The organism is Methanolobus tindarius DSM 2278 (assembly GCF_000504205.1).
GTDB classification, from domain to species: Archaea; Halobacteriota; Methanosarcinia; order Methanosarcinales; family Methanosarcinaceae; genus Methanolobus; species Methanolobus tindarius.
The window spans coordinates 1,777,111-1,800,677 of record NZ_AZAJ01000001.1; the positions used below are offsets into that span (position 1 = coordinate 1,777,111).

Here is a 23,567-nt window from a genome sequence, read left to right on the forward strand (position 1 = left end):
TTCATAAAAACAGAGGATTTACGTGCACATCAAGGAACTTGAGTTTATAAACTTCAAATCCTTCGGAAAAAAGGTAAAAATACCTTTTTTTGATGGTTTCACTACCATATCCGGTCCAAATGGTAGTGGGAAATCTAACATAATAGACGGTATTCTCTTTGTGCTGGGTCTTTCAAGTTCCAGAACCCTGAGAGCTGAAAAACTAACTGACCTTATATACAACGGCGAAGGTTCCAAAAAACCAGATTTTGCCCAGGTTACCATTCGGTTTGACAATACTGACCGTGAGATGCCATTTGATGCAGATGAGATTTCCATCACAAGAAAGATCAGGGAAACTGATTCCGGATATTACAGTTATTTCTATTTTAACGGCAAGGCAGTAAGCCTCGGAGATGTTCATAATTACCTTGCCAAAGCCCGTGTAACTCCTGAAGGATACAATGTTGTGATGCAGGGAGACGTTACCCGTATCATCAATATGACTCCCGGTGAAAGACGTAAGATAATTGATGAGATTGCCGGAGTTGCTGAATTTGACAGTAAGAGGGACAGGGCACTCAGCGAACTTGAGATTGTTCGTGAAAGGGTTGAAAGAGTCGATATTATTATTGAAGAGGTTGGTCAGCAGCTTGAAAAGCTAAAGACTGAACGTGATCAGGCTCTTAAATACCAGTCTCTCAAAGAAGAGAAAATGAAATTTGAGGGTTTTGTCCTGCTGGCAAAACTGAAAGATGCCAAAGTAGAACTCACAAGTGTCGCAGATGATATTCTTGCAAAAGAGGAAGTTCTTGCCAAACTGGAAGTTGATTTAGAGGCAAAGAGAGTTGCTGTGGATAAACTTGAGCAGGAACTTGAGGAAATGACCCTGAACATCCAGAGAATGGGTGAGGATGAACAGATCCAGATCAAGAAGGATATTGAAGGAATCCGCGGTGAAGTTTCAAGGTGTATGGACACCATTGAGATTTCTGAAAAAGAGATGGAAGATGTTGAATCCAGAAGAAGAAAAGCCTTTGTGGATATCGATGATATAAAAGGTAAGCTTGAAGAACTGGATTCAAAAATATCAGAAGAGGCAATGCGTAAGGAAAGTATTCTTGCTGAGATGTCCGAGCGCAAAACAGAGCGCATGCTCCTGCAAAGCAAGATTGCTGATGTGGATGCTAAGTTTGCGCAGACCCGTGATGAGTTAAGCAAACTCAAATCCCGGCTTGAAGAAGTGAAAAATGAGAAAAACGAGCTCATGCGTCAGGAAGATCGTCTGCTTGATTCCCAGAGAAGAAAGTCTGTTGAGGCAAGGGATATTGAAAGTGAAATCGCAGATGCGAAGTCTAAAGCGGAATCTTCAGGCAGTGACACAAAATCCGTAGAATATGATATTGATAAACTCAATGAGAAGATCGATGCCCTGACAAAGGACATGGATGATCTTGAGTTCACACGTTCCCAGTTAAAGGTTATTGTTAAGGAATTTGAGGACGAGCTTCGAAAGCATGAGAATGATTATGCAAGAATCGAGGTTCGTGTCAGAGCTGCAGAGGACCACAGCAGGTATTCCAAAGCCGTAGACATGGTGATGAATGAGAAGAAACACCACGGTCTGCCGGGAATCTATGGTACTATTGCAGAACTTGGTAGTGTTGACCAGAAGTATTCCAATGCTCTGGGAATTGCAGCCGGCGGTCGTATGCAGGCAGTTGTGGTTGAAAATGATGAGGACGCATCAAGAGCTATCTCTTTCCTGAAACAAAGGCGTGGCGGCAGGGCAACTTTCCTTCCTTTGAACAAGATGGAAGGCCGCAGGCCTTACAAGGATCTTTCTGACAGGGAAGGTGTGATTGGCTATGCAATTGACCTGATTGATTTTGATAATAAATTCGAGGCAGCATTCTGGTACGTTTTCAGGGATACTCTGATTGTTGATACTCTTACCAACGCGCGCCGCCTGATGGGAGGACTCAGGATGGTCACTCTTGAAGGTGAAGTTATTGAAAAGAGTGGTGCGATGGTTGGAGGTTCCCAGCAGCAGAAATCCGGTCTTTCTTTTGCAGCATCTGAAAAAGATAAGCTTGTAAAGATAGCTGAAAAGATAACCGAACTTGATTCCAAGCGCAGTAATGCAATCAAGAAATTGGATCAGGTTGAAGGTCATGTGGCACAGATCAACCGTGAGATACATGAACATGATAAGGAAATCTCCAAGAAGCAGATGCAGCTTGAAGAGATCTCAGGCAGGGGCGAGCGTCTTGAACAGCTTATTGAGGCAAAGAGTCAGGAACTTGCAGAAATCGAGGAAGCCCGCAAACAGCTCAGGGAAGAAATGGATTCCACACTCACAAAGAAGCAGGAGCAGGAAGAACTTGTCGTTTCACTTGAAAAGGACATTGAGGTTCTGGAAGAGAAACTGGAAGGTTCCGAGGTTCCTGAACTTAACAGGCAGGCTGAGCAGCTTGATGAGGAAATCAGGCGTCTGGACGGTCGCGTAAGGGATATTGACTCCACTCTTAATGCTCTGAATCTTGATCGTGATTATGCATCTAATAAGATCGAAGAGAACAGGGAACTCATCAAATCCATGGATGAGAAGAAGAGCACTCACAAGCAGCGTGTTTCCGAACTAAAGAATAAGATAGCCGAACTTGAAGAGTTACTCAAAGAGAAACAGCAGCGTGAAATGGAACTTGCGGATGAGCTTAAGGAATTACAGCAGGAACGTACCCGCTTGCATGATGAACATCTTGCATTGAAGAAAGAATTTGATAAATTCAAGGCAAGGTTCGATGAAGGCAACAGACAGATGATGGCTCTTAACGCAACAAAGGAAGCCCTTGATGAGCAGGTAAACGATCTTACTGAGGAGATTCAGAGGCGTGGTATCGAGGAAACAGAAGAAGTTCCTAATTATGAGACCGTACGCACAAGGATAGCATCTATTGAAAGGGCAATGGAGCGCCTTGAACCTGTGAATATGCGTGCAATTGATGAATATGATGAAGTTGAATCAAGACTTGATGAGCTTGTTAGCAGGCGTGACACTCTCTCATCTGAAAGAGAGCAGATTCTTGAGCGTATAAAACAGTATGAACAGCTCAAAAAGGATACTTTCATGGAAACCTACAATGGTATTAATGAACCATTCAAGGAAATATTCCATGAGCTTTCCGATGGAATTGGAGAGCTTGTTCTTGATAATTATGAAGACCCATTTGCCGGTGGTCTTACACTTAAGGCACAGCCAAAGGAAAAGACACTGCAGCGTCTTGAAGCGATGTCAGGAGGAGAGAAGAGTCTGACTGCGCTTTCATTTGTTTTCGCTATTCAGCAGTACAGGCCGGCACCTTTCTATGCATTCGATGAAATTGACATGTTTCTTGACGGAGCAAATGCCGGAAGGGTTGCACAGCGCGTGAAAAAGGCAGTTAAAAATGCTCAGTTTATCGTTGTGTCCCTGAGAAAGCCAATGATTGAAGCCGCAGAGCGCACAATCGGTGTTGCAATGCAGGAAAATAACATTACAAGTATAACGGGAGTGAAATTACGTTGAACGAAATAGCAGAAGATGTGGAAATGGTTCAGGCAGTCGACATTGCCCAGATAACTGATGTTTCGTTACCTTGTACCATTGACCCTGAATTCGTTGAGACTTTAAGAGGTCTTGGTGTTGATGAAGCCCTTCTGGAATTCCCGGAAGATGTCCTCAGTGAACCTGTTGAGATCCTCATGAATCTTGCAAAAGATGGTGCAATTAATCCATGGGATATTGATATTGTCAATGTTACTGATATGTTCCTTGAGCGAGTAGAGGTTATGCAGATGCTTGATCTGCGCATCTCCGGACGTACACTCCTTTATGCAGCAATCCTTTTACGTATGAAATCAACTGGAATTGTCCAGGAAGAAGAGGAAGAAGACTGCTTTGACATGTTTGCAGATGAGCTGGATTTCTATGAGGTTGATGAATATCCGGTTCCAAAATTACCAATCAGGCGCAGGGCTACCCGTCCTGTAACGCTTCAGGAACTTATTGTTGAACTTCGTAAGGCTGAGAAGGTAGAAACTCGCAGGAAAGACCGCAGTGTTCACCGCAGGCTTGAAGAAAAGGCCGCAGTAACCACAGATGATGTCCTTGGAATTGCACACGAAGAGGATATTCTGGGACGTGTAAAGGACATGGGTGAAATGCTTGAAAAATCGTTTGAAGATTGTGATTTTGTGGTCCTTTCAGATCTTATGACAGACGACAGGTCGGAGAATATAATGACTTATGTTTCATTGCTGTTCCTTGCTACCGAAAAGAAAGTATGGCTTGCCCAGAAGGAACTTTTCGGTGAATTGTATGTGTATCCATGTGATGAAGCATGTGATATTGTAACTGCAACAGAGGCTGTGTGAGGTGTATTCACAGTTATGAGTGATAAGGAAGTAATCGAAGCAGCTCTTTTTGCTGCCGGGGGAGCACTTGATGCTACAACTCTTGGCAGGCTGATAGGCAAAAATAAAACAAAAGCCATTCCTGTTGCCCTGGAGCTTGTAAAGGAATATGCTGAAAGGGAATCAGGCCTTGAGGTTCTGGACCTTGGCGAACGTTATGTCATGCAGGTCAAGCCCAAATATACCGATGATGTAAGACCTCTGGCTCCAAAAGAACTGAGTGCACCGATGCTTCGCACACTTTCCATGATAGCCTATCATCAGCCGCTTGTCCAGTCTGATCTTGTTGATATGCGGGGTAATTCCGCTTATGATCATATCAGAGAACTAAAGGAAAGGGGATTTGTTGAAGCGCTTCCGCACGGCAGGACAAAGATTCTCCAAACTACTTCTCTGTTTGCTGATTATTTTGGTCTTGAATCCAATGATCCTGAACTTGTCAAAAAGAAGATCATTGAACTTTCCCGTGTACAGAGCGGACAGAGTGGTCTTAATAAATGGCTTGGAAGGCGGTTTATTGGTGTTACTCCGATGTATGAGTCACTTATGCAGCTTTGCGGTATAAGGGAATATAAAGTTATCAATGCTTATGACCCTACCGAAGAGGAACTTGATGAGCTTGATGATGTTTACAAGCTGGTAATCTCCAAAGGTTATACTGAGAAAGTAAGTAAATACTATGATGGGGAGATTATTGAGGCTAGCTCCACGACATTTGATGACCTCATAGATTCTATAAATCTGCTTGAAAACGTGTCAGATACCGACACTGCAAAATCAAGTATAGAATCCATAGGTGAGCTCAAGGAACGCTATGTTTCAAAAGCTCTTGTGATTAGCAAGAAAGTCCAGCCTGCAACAGAAATGGTTGCGCGCATTGTCAGTGATCTGCGTCTTGGTGTTTCATCAACCGGGATTGTAATCGCTCCTGACTACGGACAATCCAGTGACGGCGTTGACATTTCAGAGGGTGCTGATATTTTGATACCTACACACAAAGGCATGAATGGTGACCTTATAGAAAGGGTATGCAGCAAATATGATGCCGTTATTGATGGTCTCAAAAAGCTTGAAGATGAATGAGATGGGGAATTTGTATTAAATTTTACTCAAAAAGTATTAAAACTTTTACTATTTTATCAGTTCCTTAAAAACCTATATAAACAAGAGGGTATAAGCTTATATACTGAATTGTTGAATATTAGCCCGCTTTAAATATGAGGATTATACTATGTCAGATTACAACATCAAAATTGAAAATGTGGTCGCATCTACCAAGCTTGCTGAGGAGTTCGATCTTACAAAAATAGAAGCTGAATTTGAGGGCGCGGAATATAACAAACAGAAATTCCCCGGTCTTGTCTACCGTGTTTCTGACCCAAAAGCCGCATTTTTGGTCTTCACTTCCGGTAAAGTTGTATGTACCGGTGCAAAGAATGTGGATGATGTTCACACTGTCATAGGCAATATGGCCCAGAAACTTAATGACATTGGCATCAAGACAATCGAGAATCCTGAAATTACAGTTCAGAATATTGTTGCGTCAGCAGACCTTCAGGCAGTCCTGAACCTTAATGCAATTGCAATCGGTCTTGGTCTTGAAAACATTGAATACGAGCCAGAGCAGTTCCCTGGTCTTGTTTACCGCATTGACGATCCTAAGGTCGTTGTACTTATTTTCAGTTCTGGAAAGCTTGTGGTCACCGGCGGCAAATCACCTGAAAATTGTGAGCAGGGTGTTGAGGTCGTAAGACAGCAGCTTGACAGCATGGGTCTGCTTTAAGACCTTTCATTTCTATTTATATAGAGATGTCAAACGAAAATGTTTGTATTTTGTTGCCCACTCTGAATGAAGAGGCTACCATTGGTCAGGTCATCAGGGATTTTCGCTCTGAAGGCTTTGACAATATTCTTGTAATTGATGGTAACAGTAAGGATAAGACTCGTGAAATAGCTGAAGCTGAAGGTGCCAGGGTAGTTGTCCAGACCGGTAAAGGAAAAGGTCAGGCAATTAAACAGTCCTTTGAGTTAATAGAAGAGGACTACGTTGTCATGGCAGATGGTGATGGCACAAACCTTGCAAAGGATGTTCATGCTGTTCTTGGTCCGGTTCTTGAAGGCAAAGCCGATCATGTTATGGGAAACAGGCTTGTGGATTACGAAGAAGGTGCTTTTACCAGACTCAACCTTTTCGGGAACAAGGTAATAAACAAGATGTTTGGCATGGCTTATGGTGTGTGGCTTGAGGATATTCTTACAGGTTACAGGGCTTTTAATAAGAAAGCCATCAAGTCCTTTGAGCTTACAAAAATGGGATTTGAGGTAGAATCTGAGATCACAATAGAAAGTGTGAAAAAAGATCTGCGCATAGAAGAAGTCCCGACAACTTACCTGGCAAGACATTCAGAAGGTGCTACAAAATTGAATCCGCTAAAAGATGGCTGGAGAATTGGATCTACCATCTATAAAATGGCAAAACTTCATAATCCGATGTTCTATTTTGGAATAATCGGCGGTGCGTTTATCCTCGCAGGTATTCTTGTTGGCAGTTTTGTTGTTGTCCAGTGGTTCCAGGGTGTTACACGCATTCCTATGACTATACTTACTACGTTGCTGGTAGTAGCAGGTTTCCAGATGTTCATTTTTGGAATGCTCAGCGATCTCATGGTTACCCTTCACAGGGAAAACATGCGTATGCTCCGTAAAATCACTGAAATTGCCGAAAAGGACGATGACTGATCTTTCATGGTAACTTGTCCTGAATTCAAAGTTTCAATGATTTTAATGACATTTCATTTTCCCTGTAAACAAAACAATTTTAGTTGAATAGTGGGTTTTGCATTATTGTCAAAGCTCTATTCCAAGTCGAATCATTATTGCTTATGGGTGTGATTTTGAATATCTTTTTTAGCTTTTATTTATTCACCGCTTAATAAAAAATCGGCATCTATAAAGTTAACTTGACTTTATCTAAAGTTTATTTTTTGACAAACATTATATACGATTTAGTTATTGTAGGTTACATCTAAATCTTGAGGTATAAACAATGACAATAGTTACAGATGCAAAAAATGGTAAGATCACAGAAGAGATGAAGATCGTTGCCGAGGTTGAAGGCAAGGATCCTGAATTCATCAGACGTGGTATCGCAGCAGGAAGAATCGTAATCCCAATGACACCATACAGGGATATCAAAATCTGTGGTATGGGCGAAGGTCTTACAACCAAGGTAAACGCATCTATTGGTGCATCATCAGACATCGTTGACCTTGACATGGAAGTTAAGAAGGCAAAGGCAGCAGAGGCAGCAGGTGCTGACACACTTATGGAGCTCGGTACCGGTGGAGACTTCCTTGGTATCAGGAAAGCTGTTTGTGACGCAATCTCCCTTCCAGTAGGATCAGTACCACTCTACCAGGCATTCATCTCAGCAGCAAGAAGAGATGGTTCCATTGTTCACATGACAGAGGACGACCTCTGGAGTGCAACCGAAGAACAGGCAAAACTCGGTACAAACTTCATGGCTATCCACACTGGTGTCAACAACATTGTCCTTGACAGATTGAAGGCACACGGCAGATACGGTGGTCTCTGTTCCCGTGGCGGTGCATTCATGAGCACATGGATGCTGCACAACGAGAAGGAAAACCCACTTTATGAAGACTTCGATTACCTTTGTGAGATCCTCAAGGAACACGAAGTTACCCTTTCAACCGGTAACGGAATGCGTGCAGGTGCAGTAGCAGATGCAACTGACAGGGCACAGGTCCAGGAACTTATCATCAACTCCGAATGCGCACAGAAAGCACATGACAAATACGACCTTCAGGTAATCGTAGAAGGACCAGGCCACGTACCACTTGACCAGGTAGAGACAAACGTCAAGCTCATGAAGGCAATGAGCAATGGAAAGCCATTCTACATGCTTGGTCCACTGGTATCAGACATTGGTGCAGGCCGTGACCACATCGTAACAGCAATCGGTGCATCAGCTTCCGCAGCAGCAGGCTGTGACTTCCTCTGTTACGTAACACCAGCAGAACACCTTGCACTTCCAAACCTTGAAGATGTAGTTGAGGGTGTCAAGACATCAAAGATCGCAGCTCACGTTGGTGACATGATCAAATATCCGGAAACAGCTCGTGAAGTTGACCTTGCAATGGGCAGAGCACGCGCAAGACTTGACTGGGAGGAACAGTTCAAGCTCGCACTCGATCCGGAACTTGCAAGAAAGATCAGAACAGAGAGAGCTTCAGCAGATGAAGACGCATGTACAATGTGCGGTGACTTCTGCGCTCTTAAGATTGTCAATTCAAACTACGACCTTTGCAAATAATGCCTGTGGGCATTATTTACTTTCTCTTTTCTTTTTGAAATCTACACAAAATCATTTTCTTTTTTTTCCTTAATATTTTTAAAATCACTATCAACAATAGTTTTTCATCACAAAAAAATGCAAATATTTTTATAATTACGTATCCTCAATATTATTGTGGGACACGTAGCAAATATGGCTAAATGGGTTTTTTGTGCCCGACAACATAGTATGTTGTATCTATGGGGGTTTAACCTGTGAATCCTTCTGATGAAGATAGAAGGCAGGCTGATCTTCGAAACAAGATTATCGGGTTGAGTGAAACTTCTCATAGGAAGAATTATTATCCTCAGTTAAAGGAGCAGATTAAAGAACTTAAGCAGGCAATGCGCGCCCTGAAGGAAAGTGAGGAAAAGTACAGGACATATGTAACCATATCGCCTTATCCTATTTTTGTAATTGATCTCGATGGTAAATTCCTTGATGTAAATCCTGAGGCCTGCAGGGTTGCAGGTTACTCAAGTGAAGATATACTGAAAAAGCGTATTTCTGATTTTATTCTTCCGTCTCGTGTGGATAATTACGAGGTAACTTTTCACAAACTGCAAACTGAGGGGAAACTATCAGGTGAGTTCCCTTTCATTAACAAGACCCAGGATCTTTTTTATCTGGAACTCCATGCGGTGCAGATTCCCGGTAACAAGTTCCTTGCAATATGCATGGATATAACTGAAAGGAAAAAAGCTGAAGATGAGATGTTAAGGGCAAAAATTATTGCAGAAAATGCTAACCGTACCAAGAATGAATTTCTGGCAAATATGAGTCATGAATTGCGTACACCTTTAAATTCTGTTATCGGATTTTCAGATATGTTACTGGGTGGTGCAGGCGGTGAACTCAGTGAAAAACAGCTTCGTTACCTTACTAATATATCCAACAGTGGAAAACATCTCCTTAGTATTATTAATGAGATCCTTGATATTTCCAGAATAGAGTCAGGGGAAATGACAATCAATAAACAAAAAATTCTCCTTGGTGAAGTATATGAAGAAATCCATTCAATCCTGAAACAACTTGCAGACAACAAGAGTATTGATTTCCAGATGCCTCTTGAATCTGAAGAAACCTATGTGTATGCTGACAAAGTCAAACTAAAGCAGATATTTTATAATCTTGTTACCAATGCCATCAAATTCACAGAAAAAGGTGGCTCTGTTTTAATTGATTCGACTATCGATGATAAATTTGTACATATCTCTGTAATTGATAATGGAATTGGTATTGACAGTGAAGGAATGAAAAGACTATTTAACCCCTTTGTGCAACTGGATTCTTCTGAATCCCGCAAATATGAGGGTACCGGCCTTGGACTTGCACTATCTAAAGAGCTTGTTAATCTCCATGGCGGCGATATATGGGCTGAAAGTGAACCTGGTAAAGGAAGCACTTTTACTTTCACTATTCCTGTATGTCAGTAACAGTTAATCTTGCATTTTTTTATACATCATTGAAAATCAGGGTATGTATTTTCAGCTTTTTATGCCGATTCTTTCTGTTTTTAGTTATGATATATTATGAGCCAAAGACTTTTATAAAAAAACAACTTGATATTTTATGTGGGAAAATCTGACCTTTACATAGCGTAATTGTATAAGATTCATAGAAATATTTAGTGTATATCAAAATACGAACCTGTTTTCAGGGGTGGTATGTAGTATGAGTGGGAAATGTAGTAAAAATACGATTAATATGTCTCATGGAATTCTTCCAACCCGCAAATTCTCCGCGCCGGAAATTATTCTGGGTGATGGCTCCAGAAATCTAATTGGCCAGTATGTCAACAGTCTCTCCGGCAGAAATATCCTGCTGGTAACAGATCCGGGTGTCATCAAAGCGGGCTGGGCCGGGGAAGTTGAAGATAGTATCAATTCAGAAGGAATAGACATTGTAGTCTATAACAAAGTCTCTTCCAACCCCAGATCCTCTGAAGTGATGCGGGGCGCTGAACTTTATGAGAATGAAGGATGCGATCTCATTGTGGCCGTCGGAGGCGGTAGTCCTATGGACTGTGCCAAAGCAATAGGTGCTGTAGCTTCAAATCAATGTAGTGTTCTGGAACTTGAAGGTGTGGATGAAGTTGCTATGCCCGCCCCACCTTTGATATGTATTCCAACCACTGCAGGTTCTTCTGCTGATGTATCCCAATTTGCTATAATCAACGATGAAAAAGAGAAGCGTAAATTTGCCATAATCAGTAAAACCATGATAGCAGATCTGGCTCTTATAGATCCCGAAACCACGCTTTCAATGGATTCTCAACTGACTGCTGCTACTGGTATGGATGCTCTTTGTCACGCTTTTGAATCATATGTTTCAAATGCCTCCTCTGTGATGACTGACATGTATGCACTGGAAGCAACAAAACTAATATCGGAGTATTTGCCCAAAGTTTATGATGAACCTGATAATCTTGTTTACAGGGATAAGGTAATGCTTGGCAGCATGTATGCAGGACTTGCATTTTCAAACGCCAGCTTGGGTCTTGTTCATGCAATGGCTCATAGTCTGGGTGGATATAAGGATTCTCCGCATGGGGAATGTAATGCTCAGCTCCTGGGTCCGGTTGTCGAGTTCAATTATTCTTTTGCATCTGAAAAGTATAAGGAACTTGAAGCAGCTATGTTGGGAACTAAGTCTGTAGGTGACAAAGGCCCCGAAGGGGTTGTAAATGCGCTTTTGGACATTACTGAACATCTGGAAATAAAACCCGGATTGGCATGCATGGGCGTAAAAGACAGTGATATTGAACTTCTCAGTAAAAATGCATTCAAAGACCCGTGTCTGGCTACGAATCCCAATCCGGCTAAAATTGAAGATATAGCGAGAATTTTCCATGATTCACTCTGAAGAGGATGTTGAAATGAATGATCTCAGGCAGAAAATCATTGGATTAACTGAGACCTCCCATCGCAAGAGTTATTATCCTCAGCTTAAGGAACAAATCAATGAACTTAGCATTGCCATGGATGCCCTGCAGGAAAGTGAAAATAAGTACCGTACTCTTGTTGAGAATGTGAACATTGGTATAATCAGAACCGAACCCTGGGAAGGTGGAAGAATTATTCAGGCAAACCCGGCTCTGTGCAAGATGCTGGGATTTGAGAATGAAGATGAACTATTGAATTATCCTGTAGAAGGCATATATCTTCATCCGGAAGATCGTGCAGAGTTGATGGATAAATTGAAGCAACTTGGAAAAATTAAAGATCATAAAATCAAATTTAAGGTAAGGGATGGTTCTACTATTCTCTGTTCTCTTACCCTTTCCGCACAATATGATTCTGATGGTAATATCAAGTTTGTGGATGGTGTAGCTGAAGACATCACCGAGAAAGAACAAAAGGCAGAAGCCCTCAGGCAGGCAAACAATAAACTAAATCTTTTAAGTTCGATAACCCGTCATGATATAGTTAATCAGGTAATGGTTCTGGAAGGATATTTACTGCTGCTGGCAGAGAAAGTAAAAGATCCTGAACAACTTGAACTGATACAGAGAATGAAGGGCAATATCAGGTCTATAGATAAGCATATAATGTTCACCAAGGATTATCAGGAAATAGGAATTCATGCACCCGAATGGGTAAATCTTCGGGCTGCTCTGAAGGATGCTATGGTATCATTGGATAATTCTCTGGTTGATATTCATATAGAATCAGGGAGCTATATGATTTTCACCGATCCAATGGTTAGGAAAGTTTTTTACAATCTCGGAAACAATGTGGTGAAACACAGCCGGGCTGAACACCTTTACATTACTACTGATGAACAGGATGATCAGTTGCTGGTTGTTTTCCAGGATGATGGAATCGGTATTGAGGACAAGAAAAGGTTGTTTAAAAAAGGTAGTTCCTCTTCTGGATATGGACTTTTTCTTTCAAAAGAGATCCTTTCAATTACAGGCATTGGAATAAGAGAAATCGGCGCTTCTGGTGAAGGTGCTCGCTTTGAAATCATTTTTCCGCAAGGACAGTACAAATCTGTTCAATAATGTCCAGTGATATGGATGCTTACAGCATAATTTAAGTATGTATTTATAGCAAAACTGACAGAATTCATATACATGTCAGTAATTACTCTCACTACTGATTTTGGTTCCCTTTATCCTGCATCCATGAAGGGCGTGATACTCAGCATAAATCCGGGTGCTACAATTGTTGATATAACTCATTCAGTTCCTCCAATTGATATAAGAGCAGGTGCTTTTGCTATCTATTCTGTGGTCAAGCATTATCCTGCCGGAACAATTCATGTGGGTGTTATTGATCCGGGAGTAGGCACCGGCCGCAATGCAATAATTGTCAAAGCAGCTGATCATTGGTTTGTAGGACCTGATAATGGTCTTTTGATACCTCCGGCACGTCTGCTGGGGGATATTGAGGTCTATGAAATTATAGAGGGAAAGCTTTCTGAAAATATCTCATCAACGTTCCATGGAAGGGATGTTTTTGCACCGGCAGCTGCATATTTGTCAAATGGCAGGGAAGTTCTTGAAATTGCCCGCAAGACTGATGACTATGTTGATATGGACTTTTCAGGTTACATTATAGAGAAACAATTCATCGAAGCAACTGTTATTTATGTGGATGATTTCGGGAATATAATCACCAATATACCCGGTGACAAGGTTCTTGATGAAATAGAGCCGGGCACGATTCTCTCAATATCCGGCAGACAAATGTCTTTCCTGAAAACGTATGGGGAAGTTTCAAAATGGGGTCTTATTTCGCTAATCGGAAGTCACGGGTTCTTTGAGATAGCTGTGAACCAGGGCAGTGCTTCACGTTTGCTCCATCTGAGCAATGGAAACAGCTTAAGAATAGGAATTATGGGCAGAACTTAACTGCCCATATTCATTGTTTTGTCCTGAGGATATACACACAGCACATTGCAACTATGGCTATTATTGCACCGTTCTGCCCGGTTTTCGGACTTTCTTCTTCAGATGTGGTTTCCATATCAATTTCCTGAGTCTCCATTTCCACATCACCGACTGCTATCTCTGAATTTATTATTGTTACTGGTAGCTTGTCTCCTGCAGAGTTGGTAATAACTACATTTTTCATCTCAAGACCAGTAATTCCGGAATTGTCCTTTGCCTGAAGCTTGATGGTGGCAAAAACATCTCTGTCAAGCATGGTATCATCTCCCATTATTACTGAATAGATATTGGTTACAGTTCCGAGTTCATTGTCTATTGTTCCTTTTGAGAATATTGTGCTTTCTCCGCCCTGCTTGAAGAAGTTGCCTTCGGTTATGGATACTACTTCTACAAGTGTGGGGTCATATGCCAGTTGCATCTCTGCACCGGAAACATTGGCATCACTTTCTATCATTATATCAAGCGTGAATTCTTCGTTTTCCTCAACCTGTAATTGTGATGGGCTCAGGGTAACTGCTATCTCCGCACTTGCAGTCCCTGCGAGTAACAAGCTTAAAAGAATAAATAAAGAAACGGTTGTGAATATCCTGCATTGTCTGATATATGGAATATGATCACCTTCAATTATTCTATATAATTATTGGTGAGTTATTATATTAAAAACATTGCAGGTAATATCCCTGGTGAATTGGTCTTCACATCCATTCATAGTGCCTTGCAACTTCGGTATTGAAATTATACATGAGGCTGTTTTCAACATAACCAAAGAAAAGGCATTTCTGGCAATTATGGGCTTTCTCTTTTCGGAGGTCCTTTGTCCTTTCCCAAAACTTTGCAATACCTTCGTTGATGTGTCCGATTTGTTCCCGATATACCCTGCAGTTTTCTATACTGCCATCGGCCGTTACGTCAAGTATAATGTCATTTGCATGGCAGGTAAAATCAGGTTTCAGGTCACGGACCATTTTAAGATATGTATAAGAGTTAATTATCGGATAAGCTTCCTTTTTCATCTCGATTATCCTGTCTACGGTCTGATGATATTTTGCGATATCTCGAATTCCCATTCTGTTCCATGTGTCTGTTTCTATTCCCTGGAATTCGTACATTGGCTCGAATGATATTTTCACATGCAGGTCTTTTGCCATTGTTATGAGTTCTTCGATATCCTCTAGATTCTTTCCGCTGATTACGCAATTAAGGAGAAGTGGATTTTCAATTCTGTCTTTTGCTTTAAGGATTCCTGGCATTATCCTGTCAAGATCAACACCTCTGATATCCTTGTAACTGGAGGTCCCATCAACAGAAACAGAAAGATAGTCAAGGTCTGTGAGTTCATCTATCCGTTTTTCAAGTAAAAGTCCATTGGTTATGAGGGATGTTACCATTCCAATGCTTTTAGCATGAGCCAGAATTTCAGGAAGATCTTTCCTGAGAAGTGGTTCCACTGTCCATGCATTATATACAAGAATTCCAAAATCTCTGGCTTCATCAAGAAGTTTGAAGATGTCCTGGAGTTCCATCTCCGAACCTTCTGTTTTCCAGTACTCGCAGAATGAACATTTCATGTTACATCTGGAATTGATGGCATGGGACAACACAAAGGGACGTTTTCTGATATGCATTTGCCAGACAGCTTTTGCAGCAATGAATGGTGAATATTTAGCCATAGTGATTATCCGTTTTTATTGTTCTACCACTTTCTATTTTATATATCTTGGTTTTGATGATTCGGGAAAAGGTAATACGAATATTAATGATGTTAGTTCATTAAGTATATATACTTCCTAGTGTGTATCCACAAGTGTTACAAAATAGGACTATTTTCATATCATGTTTATAACTTAATGAGGATTTAAAATGCATATTCCGGATTCCTTTATACCAATTGGTCAGGCAATTGTTTATTGGGTGATTGCTCTGCCTTTCATATTTATGTCCCTCAAATGGGCTAGAAAAGAACTTGATGACATGAAAGTGCCCATTCTCGCAGCACTTGCAGCAGGCATATTTGCCATACAGGCATTGAACATTCCAATCGGGATGGGTACCAGTGGTCACATGGTTGGTGCAGTCCTTGTTTCCATTATATTTGGAAGTCCGTTTGCAGGCGTTCTCGTACTTACACTTGTGCTACTGGTTCAGGGTTTCATTTTTGGTGACGGAGGAATCACAACAATGGGTGTAAACATCTTTAATATGGGTGTCATCTCCGGTTTCACTGGATACTACCTGTTTGTTGCACTGAAGAACAAGATCGGTATCAAATCAGCTTCGTTTGTAGGTGCATGGATTGGTCTTCTGGTCTCTGCTCTTGCCTGTGCGGTTGAAATGTCAATTGCAGGTACATTCCCACTTGTAGCAGGTCTTACAACAATGGGTCTTTACCATCTGATCATCGGTGTAGTTGGTGAAGGTCTCATTACAGCAATTGTGATCACAGCAATTGAAAAGTCAAGACCTGATCTTTTAGATTCATCAGTTACAAATTCAAAAGGTGTGAGGGCATGAGTGTGACAGCAGGTTCCAATATGAACATGAAATTCCTTTATGCAGGAATTGCCATTGCTTTGTTGATTGCTATTGCAGCTCCTTTCCTGGCATCTTCAGATCCCGACGGTCTTGAAAGTGCAGCAGGGAGTGTTGTGGAAGAATCAAAATTAGCTGAAATGGAAGAATCAGCTCCTTTTCTAGAGTCTCCAATGCCGGATTATGCAATTGCAGGACAGGGCAAAATGGGTGAGGTAATTGCAGTGGTTGCAGGTACTATCCTTGTTCTTGGCATCAGTTTCGTATTAGGGAAAGCAATGAAGAAGGAATAATTATTTTCCTTTCTTTCCTTCCTTTCTTTTTTTCTCCATTTTATTCTCAGGCTAAAAAAGCCACAACCATTATTCCAATGGTAATCATCGAGAACAGAATATCACTTGTTTTCAGCTTGTTTTTATGCACATATATTTTATCTGCACTTGAATACCCTCTGCATAACATACTGATATAAGTTCTTTCACCCTGTTCGTATGAACGAATGAATAATGAACTGATGGTGTATGCAACCTGTTCGAGTATCCACTTATGTGGTACATCCTTGTTCCATAAGTAGAACAGACGAGTCTTCTGTGCAACTCTGATACGTTTAAGGATGATCCAGAATACGAAAAGGTATCTGACCATCATTGATAGGATGAGTGTAAATTCTGCTGGCATTCCAAGACGCCTTGCAGAAGTTACCATGTCGTTCATTTTCATAGTAGATGACATTAGTACAATTGCAGTGATGCAGACAATATATTTTGCAAGAAGTATGAGACCAAAAGATATGCCTTCATAGGTTACTGTTATGCCCAACGGGAGATCAAGCGGATAAACTGTGAATGAGTCTATAAATGGTTGTCTGACAAAAGGTTGTATCAGGACTATGGCAAGTCCAAATGGCAGTATTGAAAGAAATCTCATTATGGTATAAACTGGATTAAGTCTTGCAATTGCCATAAGTGTTATTATATAAAGCTCCAGAATTATCAGCTTTGAGAAATTTGTCTCATCCATGCGTGGCAAACTTACTGCAAAAACGATAATTGCAATGACTGCAAGTATCTTTGCTCTCCCATCAAGTCTGTGGATGGGGCTATTCTTGTATGCTTCCCTTTCAATGTCCGTGAGTGTGATTTCCATTGGCAGGCCTTTTATTTATTATTAATAAGTCGAATGATCTCATCCTTTGCATCAGGTGGTGTGATCTTTATATCAGCATCAAACCCTGATTCCTGAAGTAATTCGAATACCTCTGCAATACGCGGCATTCTAAGGTGGGCATTTTCAAGCAACTCATGTTTTTTGAATATCTCTTTTGCAGTCCCTCTGGCTTCTATCCTGCCGTGATGCATAATATAGACCACGTCTGCAAAAAGAGGAACAATATCTACATCATGCGTTGAAAGAATGACCGTTATGCCGAACTTTTTGTTCATGCCATCGATTATTTTCATTATATTCTCGGCACTCTGGGGGTCAAGTCCTGCGGTTGGTTCGTCAAGTACAACAACTTCCGGTTGCATTGCAAGCACTCCTGCAATAGCCACCAGTTTCTTCTGTCCTCCACTGAGGTGATGTGGTGAACGTTCTTCAAAACCTGAAAGGTTTACAAGTTCCAGAGCTTTCTTCACTCTATTGTTCACTTCTTCCATATCAAGACCCATGTTAATTGGTCCGAAAGCCACATCCTGCTCAATTGTCGGCGCAAGAATCTGGTCATCAGGATTCTGAAAAACGATGCCCACTGTGTGGCGTACTGTCCTGATGTTCTTCTTTGATATCTGCTCCCCTTTTACAAGTATTTCTCCGGATGCAGGTTTTAATATCCCGTTGAGATGTTTGAAAAGTGTGGATTTGCCTGCTCCGTTTGCTCCCAGAATTGCTATCTTCTCCCCAGGATAAAGGTCAAGGTCTATGTTGTCAAGAGCTTTTGTTTTGCTGCTTGCATAAAAATAGGATACTCCTTTTAGCTGAACTATGGGTTTTTGGTTCATTTTGGTCACGCTGCTTTGCAACCGGCCAAAAAGCCTGTTTTTGACAGGGAGCTTTTCATTCTACATAAGAATCCTGTTATAAATACTTGTTTGGTGTTACCAAATGAAATTATTTTTTTATTCAAGTGATTAAAAAATGAATTAGTTTTGCAGTTTTTACCTTTTTATCAGGTGACAAGAATTATTATAATGATACTAAGCTATATCTACTAACAGGACAAACATAGTATCGATGTTCAGGAAGATCCGCAGGTACATTACTATTTTCAGGGTATTTTCAAAGTATAATCTTTTTAGCCTTATTTATAGTGAGGTTAACCAGTATTATGTTTCCAACAGAAGAAACCCCTGTGTACTGGATTCCAAGAACAGGGACAATGCTGTAAAACTCAGAAAAGCCCTTGAGGAATTGGGACCAACATTCATAAAACTGGGTCAGATACTTAGCAAGAGGCCTGATATTGTTCCTGCTATATATATAGAGGAACTGGGGAATCTTCAGGATAATGTGAATCCTCTTGGTTTTGATACGATGAAAGTGGCTTTTGAGGGTTTTAGTTGCAGCATTGGAACTGAGGAGATCAATGAAACTCTTGAGCATTCTAATTTTGACATTCATGAGATTTTCGATGAATTCAATACTGAGCCAATAGCATGTGCTTCAATAGCCCAGGTCTATGAAGCAAAACTCGATGGAAAAAAGGTCGCTGTAAAGATAACAAGGCCCAATCTGATAAATACAATAAATCTTGATCTTGCAATTCTCAGTGACCTTAAACCTCTGATTGTGAAGATGCTGGGTCTGGGTAAGAATTTTGACATTGATGGTTTCCTTTATGAATTCAGTGAGCTTCTCAGCCGTGAGCTCGATCTGAGTAATGAAGCAAGGAATATCAGGCGTTTTGAAGAGAACTTTGCAGATGTGAAAGAGGTTCATGTTCCGCATATCTATGACGATTTTTCCAATGAGAATGTTCTTGTCATGGATTATATGGAAGGCGTTACCATCAGGAAACTTTCAGATGTGTCTGCTGAAAAGAAAAAATGGTATGCAGATATCATCAGTAAAAGTTACCTGAAACAGGTTTATATTGATGGGTTCTATCATGCTGATCCTCATAGTTCAAACATAATCCTGCAGGAGGATGGTATTGCTTACATCGATTTTGGTGCTGTGGGTACTATTGATGATGAACTTCGGCGCAACATGCTCAACCTTTTTTATGGTATTTACAAGAAAAGACTGGATGTTGTATTTGAATCATTCATGAAGATTACGGGAATAAACAAGGAAGATATCAATGTACGTCGTTTCAAGCTGGATCTTGATGACATTATATCGAAGCAGAATTATTCATCCGGTGAACGTCAGAGTGATAATTATGCGACCCTGGGACTGAAGTATGATCTGTCTCTTCCAACTGAGTTCTCAACACTTGAAAGGGCTCTTATTCTCATCGAAGCTAATTGTCTTGAACTTGATCCAAGATTTAACCTGCTGGAAAATGCAAAACCTGTTATCATGAAGGTTTTGATGAAGCGGTATTCACCATTTGAGGCTTTTGAGTACCTGCAGCTTGAAGGTGACAGGTATCTGGAAATTATCAAGGAACTGCCTCAGGGTGTCAACGATGTTATTGAGACCATCAGGGGTTATAAAATCGAAAGATTTGAAAAGAAGACCGATGAAATCAGGAAGTATAAGACAATTGATTCAATTTCAAAATATACCTTCCTTCTTGGTATTCTTCTTGCATCTTCATACTTTGCAATAAGTGGTGAAGGCTACCTGCCTGTAATGGGTATTGTGGGATTTATGAGTGCTATATTCCTTTTTGCAGTTATGTTTGTGAAGGATTCCTGATTATTTTTTAGTTCATAGATTCAATAATTGTAAATTTTATTTATGGTCAGGTTCATACTAATTATGGGAGTAAGCAGTTAATCCTGATTTCTGTTAACAATTAATAGGGGAAGGTGTGTTAAAATCAATCATGTAAAAGGAAATAATTTTGGATGGTTATTTGGTGGAAGACACTATGATTTTTTTGCAACAATCCTTGGTTTTGGAAATACATATTACAATCAGGTAGCTGAAGCTCTTCCGCTTGAAAACAGAATGTCTGTTCTGGATCTTGGATGTGGGACTGAATCTGTAGGTATTGCAATTTCCAGGCAGCTTGGAGGGGATGTGGAAATACATGGGCTTGATCTGTCGGGTACACAGCTGGATTATGCAGCTATAAAAAGCTCAAAATCAGGTACTTCTCTGAATCTTTATAGGGGTTCAATGGATCTTCTGCCATTTACCGATGAATCTTTTGATCTTGTAGTCACTTCTGTGGCATTCTGTGAGACAACGTCTGAAGTACGAAAGGGTGCTATCAGGGAAGTTTCTCGTGTTCTAAAGGACAAGTCCTGTTTTGCAATTGTTGATTGTGCAAAACCAATAATGGGACTTGATACTGTAATGATGCTTCCTTTCTTTATGTTTAAAGAAACAGCTGAAAGCTGGAATAATCATTATCCTGATATTTGCAGGGAAAACAACCTGATTCTTGAAAATGAGATTTATATCAAATCTTATGTAAAATGCCAGCTTTACCGGAAAGCTGATTAAAAAAAGAATATGTTGTCCGCACAAAGGCGGACAAGAAGTAGTTTGTTTATCCGAAAAGTGCTCCGAGACCAGCCATGCCGCTCTCTTCTGCTGCATCGTCTTCTTCTTCTTCAGCTGCTTCTTCTTCTGCTGGAGCTGCCTCTGCTGCTGCAGGTGCTGCTGCTGCAGGTGCTGCTGCGACTGCTGCTGTTGCCATTGCTTCCTCGATGTCTACGCCATCAAGAGCTGCGACAAGTGCTTTTGCACGTGCGTCGTCGACGTCTATGCCAGCTGCCTGGAGTACTGCTGTTACTGCTTCTTCTGTAATGTCTTTGCCTGCTTTATAGAGTAAAAGTGCTGCATATATGTATTCCATGTGAAATCACCTTTTATTTATATCAAAGTAAATTTTGTAGTTTGTAAATTCTGATTATCCAAAGAGTGCTCCAAGTCCGGCCATGCCGTCTTCTTCAGATGACTCTTCTTCTTGTTCTTCTTCCTTCTCTTCTTCTTCAACAGTTTCCGCTGGGGCTGCTGCAGCTGCGCTTGCTGCCGCACCAAGTGCTTCCTTTAGTTCATCGTCAACTGCTTCTTCATTGTTAGCAGATGCAATTGATGCAACTGAAAGCATTTCGGACTGTGCTTTTCCAAGAAGCACATCGACGATGCCTGGTTCCAGTACCACTGCGTTGACACCAAGGTTTCGTGACTCTGTGGTTGCTTTTGCAATGAGTGTCTTGATGTTTTCTTCAGTTGGATATGCTGCGAACACGGATGTGTTGAATGCCTGCTGTGCTGCCAGCACAATGTCTGAGAAGTATTTGTCTTCGTCGATAGCCAGTACATCTGGTGTGAAGATCATTCCGTTCTCAAAGGCTGCTCTGAGGTCAAGACCTACTTCCATTGGATAGATCTCAAGTCTTGTAAGCATTGCAGCGAGTTTCTGTGAAACTGCTTCGCCTTCTTTTGCTACGGCCTTTGTTTCTCTGATTACCACCTTTCCACCGTCGATAGCTGCAGGAATTCCTGCTGCCTGCATATCTCCGAGTATTGGTCCTGGTGGGAATGATGTTGGGCCCTTTTCGACGATAATGTCACGAGGTGCAATTGCACCTGCTTTGATTGGGGATGGGCTCTTGCTCTTTTCCAGTGTCTTGAACAGCTTGAATGGGTTCTGCTCTGTGAATACAAGGGCGGTCTGTACGTCTACGTACTCTTCCATGTCCTTTACTTCACTGGATTCGTCAAGTGCTCTTCTGATAAGTGTGTTTCTCGCAACTTTCAAAACAGCCTTGCCTTTAAGATCCCTTCTCATTTTCTGAAGTTGTTTTGCTGGGATTCCACCAATGCCAATGACACCAAAAATAGGGTATTCCTTGATGAGTTCCTTGATTGCCTCAACTTCATCCTTTTTCCACTGAGGGATGTGGGTTGTGTGGTGTTCTTCAGCCATTTTATACCACCTTCACTGACTTACCCATAGTGGTTGTAACATAAATTGATCTTATGTTGTGCTTGCCCTTTTCAAGGGAGCCTTCCACTCTATTAAGGACTGTTTCTACGTTCTCTGCAAGTTTCCGGACTTCCATGTCTCTGCGGCCAACGGATACGTGGAATGTAAGCTTGTCTTTTGATCTTATTCTGATTGAGCTTCTTGCGCTGTTGATAAGATCAGCCACGTTCTTTCCTGGCGGCAATGGAGTTGGCATTTTACCTCTTGGTCCCAATATGGCACCAAGTGCCTTACCGATCTGTGCCATATATTGAACTTCTGCAATGAAGAAGTCAAACTCATTGGCAACTGATCTTGCACGTGACTTGTCATCTGCCATATCTGCAAGATCTTCCTCTGAGAATACGGTTTCTGCGCCAGCATCTTTTGCCTGAAGGCCAACCTCACCTTTCGCAAATACTGCGATCTTGAGGTCTTTACCCAGACCGTGTGGGAGTAAAATCTCTTCATCAACACGGTTTTTAGGCTGACTCATGTCCAGATTCTTTAAGTTAATAGCGAGCTCAATACCTTCTGAGAATTTTCTCTCAGGTGATTCTGCTAATAACTTCTCAATAGTTTCTACTATATTTTCGTCTGCCATTCTTTACCTCCCGTAGTGTGAACTCATGGTTCAGGCAGGACCTTAACGGTCTACTACGGCTTTGTCTAGAGTTTCAGGTGTTCAAACCTTATCTCTGTCTATAAGTGGGCACACCAATTAACAGTATTTATATTAAAGTTATTGGTCAAAGCATGGAATTACCATGCTTCCTGTGCCAGTACATCGTCAAACTGTCCCTCGTCGATAGCTTTCTGGCATTCCTGTGGGGACATACCTTCTGCTGTAACGCCCATTGGGACACAGGATCCAAGAACCTCTTTTACAGCAGCTTTCAGCTCGTATGAAAGGATATCATCCTTCTTCATGCGTGCAATCTTTGCTGCCTGTGGGATCGTAAGGTTACCTACGATTGTTGTGTTTGGTTCGCCAGATCCCTTCTGGATTCCGATTTCCTGCATTATAAGTGCAGATGTAGGTGGAGTTCCGACTTCTATCTCAAAACTCTTGTCGTCTGCAACTATAACTTTTACCGGGACTTGCATCCCATTGAAATCTTTAGTCTTCTCGTTGATCTTGTCGATCACGTCTTTTATGTTAATTCCAAGAGGACCAAGTGCAGGACCAAGTGGTGGACCTGGATTTGCTTTTCCTCCTGGGACCAATGCTTCTACAACATTTGCCATTTGAATATCAC

The 23,567-nt window shown here is 41.3% G+C and carries 22 protein-coding genes; 14 read left to right on the forward strand and 8 right to left on the reverse strand.

The window, feature by feature from the left end:
• Positions 1-22: 22 nt before the first annotated feature.
• The 10 genes from smc (at position 23) to METTI_RS08610 (ending at position 13,649) form a co-directional block, all read left to right on the forward strand.
• Positions 23-3,547: a chromosome segregation protein SMC gene (gene smc / locus METTI_RS08565; protein ID WP_023845424.1), complete on the forward strand. Its 3,525-nt coding sequence runs from the start codon at positions 23-25 to the stop codon at positions 3,545-3,547.
• Positions 3,544-4,395: a segregation/condensation protein A gene (locus METTI_RS08570; RefSeq protein WP_023845425.1), complete on the forward strand. Its 852-nt coding sequence runs from the start codon at positions 3,544-3,546 to the stop codon at positions 4,393-4,395. The genes smc and METTI_RS08570 overlap by 4 nt, the downstream gene beginning before the upstream one ends.
• A gap of 15 nt (positions 4,396-4,410) precedes the next feature.
• Positions 4,411-5,517, forward strand: coding sequence for an SMC-Scp complex subunit ScpB (gene scpB, locus METTI_RS08575; RefSeq protein ID WP_023845426.1), 1,107 nt, complete (start codon positions 4,411-4,413; stop codon positions 5,515-5,517).
• A 148-nt stretch (positions 5,518-5,665) separates the two neighbouring features.
• A complete protein-coding gene (locus METTI_RS08580) occupies positions 5,666-6,217 on the forward strand; it encodes a TATA-box-binding protein (RefSeq protein WP_023845427.1) in 552 nt (183 codons plus the stop codon).
• Positions 6,218-6,243: 26 nt separating this feature from the next.
• Complete coding sequence (aglJ, locus tag METTI_RS08585) at positions 6,244-7,173, forward strand: S-layer glycoprotein N-glycosyltransferase AglJ (protein WP_023845428.1); 930 nt, start codon at positions 6,244-6,246, stop codon at positions 7,171-7,173.
• Positions 7,174-7,480: 307 nt separating this feature from the next.
• Complete coding sequence (thiC, locus tag METTI_RS08590; protein WP_023845429.1) at positions 7,481-8,770, forward strand: phosphomethylpyrimidine synthase ThiC; 1,290 nt, start codon at positions 7,481-7,483, stop codon at positions 8,768-8,770.
• A 236-nt stretch (positions 8,771-9,006) separates the two neighbouring features.
• A complete protein-coding gene (locus METTI_RS08595; RefSeq protein ID WP_023845430.1) occupies positions 9,007-10,227 on the forward strand; it encodes a PAS domain-containing sensor histidine kinase in 1,221 nt (406 codons plus the stop codon).
• A gap of 238 nt (positions 10,228-10,465) precedes the next feature.
• Positions 10,466-11,656: an alcohol dehydrogenase-like regulatory protein ErcA gene (ercA, locus tag METTI_RS08600; protein ID WP_023845431.1), complete on the forward strand. Its 1,191-nt coding sequence runs from the start codon at positions 10,466-10,468 to the stop codon at positions 11,654-11,656.
• Positions 11,643-12,797, forward strand: coding sequence for a PAS domain S-box protein (locus METTI_RS15140; RefSeq protein WP_023845432.1), 1,155 nt, complete (start codon positions 11,643-11,645; stop codon positions 12,795-12,797). The genes ercA and METTI_RS15140 overlap by 14 nt, the downstream gene beginning before the upstream one ends.
• A gap of 72 nt (positions 12,798-12,869) precedes the next feature.
• Positions 12,870-13,649, forward strand: a complete 780-nt coding sequence (locus tag METTI_RS08610) for an SAM hydrolase/SAM-dependent halogenase family protein (protein ID WP_023845433.1) — start codon at positions 12,870-12,872, stop codon at positions 13,647-13,649.
• 10 nt (positions 13,650-13,659) lie between these two features.
• Here METTI_RS08610 and METTI_RS08615 read toward each other — a convergent pair whose 3' ends face one another.
• Both METTI_RS08615 and METTI_RS08620 read right to left on the reverse strand, forming a co-directional pair.
• Entirely contained in the window at positions 13,660-14,238 is a 579-nt protein-coding gene (locus tag METTI_RS08615; protein WP_023845434.1) for a cohesin domain-containing protein, read from the reverse strand.
• A gap of 145 nt (positions 14,239-14,383) precedes the next feature.
• On the reverse strand, positions 14,384-15,358 hold the full coding sequence (locus METTI_RS08620) for a radical SAM protein (RefSeq protein WP_023845435.1): 975 nt from the start codon (positions 15,356-15,358) through the stop codon (positions 14,384-14,386).
• Between the two features lie 190 nt (positions 15,359-15,548).
• Here METTI_RS08620 and cbiM point away from each other — a divergent pair, with 190 nt between their 5' ends.
• Entirely contained in the window at positions 15,549-16,199 is a 651-nt protein-coding gene (gene cbiM, locus METTI_RS08625; RefSeq protein ID WP_023845436.1) for a cobalt transporter CbiM, read from the forward strand.
• Positions 16,196-16,510 (forward strand): PDGLE domain-containing protein, encoded by a 315-nt coding sequence (locus METTI_RS08630; RefSeq protein WP_023845437.1) that lies wholly within the window; start codon positions 16,196-16,198, stop codon positions 16,508-16,510. The genes cbiM and METTI_RS08630 overlap by 4 nt, the downstream gene beginning before the upstream one ends.
• A 46-nt stretch (positions 16,511-16,556) precedes the next feature.
• On the opposite strand, the gene cbiQ is transcribed toward METTI_RS08630, so the two are convergent.
• Together cbiQ and METTI_RS08640 are read right to left on the reverse strand one after the other, a co-directional pair.
• Entirely contained in the window at positions 16,557-17,363 is an 807-nt protein-coding gene (gene cbiQ / locus METTI_RS08635) for a cobalt ECF transporter T component CbiQ (RefSeq protein WP_023845438.1), read from the reverse strand.
• Between the two features lie 11 nt (positions 17,364-17,374).
• Positions 17,375-18,217, reverse strand: a complete 843-nt coding sequence (locus METTI_RS08640; RefSeq protein ID WP_023845439.1) for an energy-coupling factor ABC transporter ATP-binding protein — start codon at positions 18,215-18,217, stop codon at positions 17,375-17,377.
• Between the two features lie 232 nt (positions 18,218-18,449).
• Here METTI_RS08640 and METTI_RS08645 point away from each other — a divergent pair, with 232 nt between their 5' ends.
• Together METTI_RS08645 and METTI_RS08650 are read left to right on the forward strand one after the other, a co-directional pair.
• On the forward strand, positions 18,450-20,081 hold the full coding sequence (locus METTI_RS08645; RefSeq protein ID WP_023845440.1) for an ABC1 kinase family protein: 1,632 nt from the start codon (positions 18,450-18,452) through the stop codon (positions 20,079-20,081).
• Positions 20,082-20,204: 123 nt separating this feature from the next.
• On the forward strand, positions 20,205-20,837 hold the full coding sequence (locus METTI_RS08650) for a class I SAM-dependent methyltransferase (protein ID WP_048135333.1): 633 nt from the start codon (positions 20,205-20,207) through the stop codon (positions 20,835-20,837).
• A gap of 46 nt (positions 20,838-20,883) precedes the next feature.
• Here the strand turns inward: METTI_RS08650 and rpl12p are convergent, their stop codons facing one another.
• From rpl12p to METTI_RS08670, 4 genes are all read right to left on the reverse strand, one after another.
• Positions 20,884-21,192: a 50S ribosomal protein P1 gene (gene rpl12p, locus METTI_RS08655; protein ID WP_023845442.1), complete on the reverse strand. Its 309-nt coding sequence runs from the start codon at positions 21,190-21,192 to the stop codon at positions 20,884-20,886.
• 54 nt (positions 21,193-21,246) lie between these two features.
• On the reverse strand, positions 21,247-22,269 hold the full coding sequence (locus tag METTI_RS08660; protein WP_023845443.1) for a 50S ribosomal protein L10: 1,023 nt from the start codon (positions 22,267-22,269) through the stop codon (positions 21,247-21,249).
• A 1-nt stretch (position 22,270) separates the two neighbouring features.
• The gene (locus METTI_RS08665) at positions 22,271-22,912 is read right to left on the reverse strand and encodes a 50S ribosomal protein L1 (RefSeq protein WP_023845444.1); all 642 of its coding nucleotides are present in this window, start codon (positions 22,910-22,912) and stop codon (positions 22,271-22,273) included.
• A 158-nt stretch (positions 22,913-23,070) separates the two neighbouring features.
• Complete coding sequence (locus tag METTI_RS08670) at positions 23,071-23,556, reverse strand: 50S ribosomal protein L11 (protein ID WP_023845445.1); 486 nt, start codon at positions 23,554-23,556, stop codon at positions 23,071-23,073.
• Between the last annotated feature and the right edge of the window lie 11 nt (positions 23,557-23,567).

Bases quoted from the DNA above. Each gene is read 5' to 3' on its own strand.
- rpl12p (WP_023845442.1), bottom strand. From the start codon at position 21,192: ATGGAATACATATATGCAGCACTTTTACTCTATAAAGCAGGCAAAGAC.
- METTI_RS15140 (WP_023845432.1), top strand. From the start codon at position 11,643: ATGATTCACTCTGAAGAGGATGTTGAAATGAATGATCTCAGGCAGAAA.
- scpB (WP_023845426.1), top strand. From the start codon at position 4,411: ATGAGTGATAAGGAAGTAATCGAAGCAGCTCTTTTTGCTGCCGGGGGA.
- thiC (WP_023845429.1), top strand. From the start codon at position 7,481: ATGACAATAGTTACAGATGCAAAAAATGGTAAGATCACAGAAGAGATG.
- aglJ (WP_023845428.1), top strand. From the start codon at position 6,244: ATGTCAAACGAAAATGTTTGTATTTTGTTGCCCACTCTGAATGAAGAG.
- METTI_RS08640 (WP_023845439.1), bottom strand. From the start codon at position 18,217: ATGAACCAAAAACCCATAGTTCAGCTAAAAGGAGTATCCTATTTTTAT.
- METTI_RS08670 (WP_023845445.1), bottom strand. From the start codon at position 23,556: ATGGCAAATGTTGTAGAAGCATTGGTCCCAGGAGGAAAAGCAAATCCA.
- METTI_RS08630 (WP_023845437.1), top strand. From the start codon at position 16,196: ATGAGTGTGACAGCAGGTTCCAATATGAACATGAAATTCCTTTATGCA.
- METTI_RS08580 (WP_023845427.1), top strand. From the start codon at position 5,666: ATGTCAGATTACAACATCAAAATTGAAAATGTGGTCGCATCTACCAAG.
- cbiQ (WP_023845438.1), bottom strand. From the start codon at position 17,363: ATGGAAATCACACTCACGGACATTGAAAGGGAAGCATACAAGAATAGC.
- METTI_RS08620 (WP_023845435.1), bottom strand. From the start codon at position 15,358: ATGGCTAAATATTCACCATTCATTGCTGCAAAAGCTGTCTGGCAAATG.
- ercA (WP_023845431.1), top strand. From the start codon at position 10,466: ATGAGTGGGAAATGTAGTAAAAATACGATTAATATGTCTCATGGAATT.
- METTI_RS08645 (WP_023845440.1), top strand. From the start codon at position 18,450: ATGTTCAGGAAGATCCGCAGGTACATTACTATTTTCAGGGTATTTTCA.
- METTI_RS08610 (WP_023845433.1), top strand. From the start codon at position 12,870: ATGTCAGTAATTACTCTCACTACTGATTTTGGTTCCCTTTATCCTGCA.
- METTI_RS08660 (WP_023845443.1), bottom strand. From the start codon at position 22,269: ATGGCTGAAGAACACCACACAACCCACATCCCTCAGTGGAAAAAGGAT.
- METTI_RS08665 (WP_023845444.1), bottom strand. From the start codon at position 22,912: ATGGCAGACGAAAATATAGTAGAAACTATTGAGAAGTTATTAGCAGAA.
- cbiM (WP_023845436.1), top strand. From the start codon at position 15,549: ATGCATATTCCGGATTCCTTTATACCAATTGGTCAGGCAATTGTTTAT.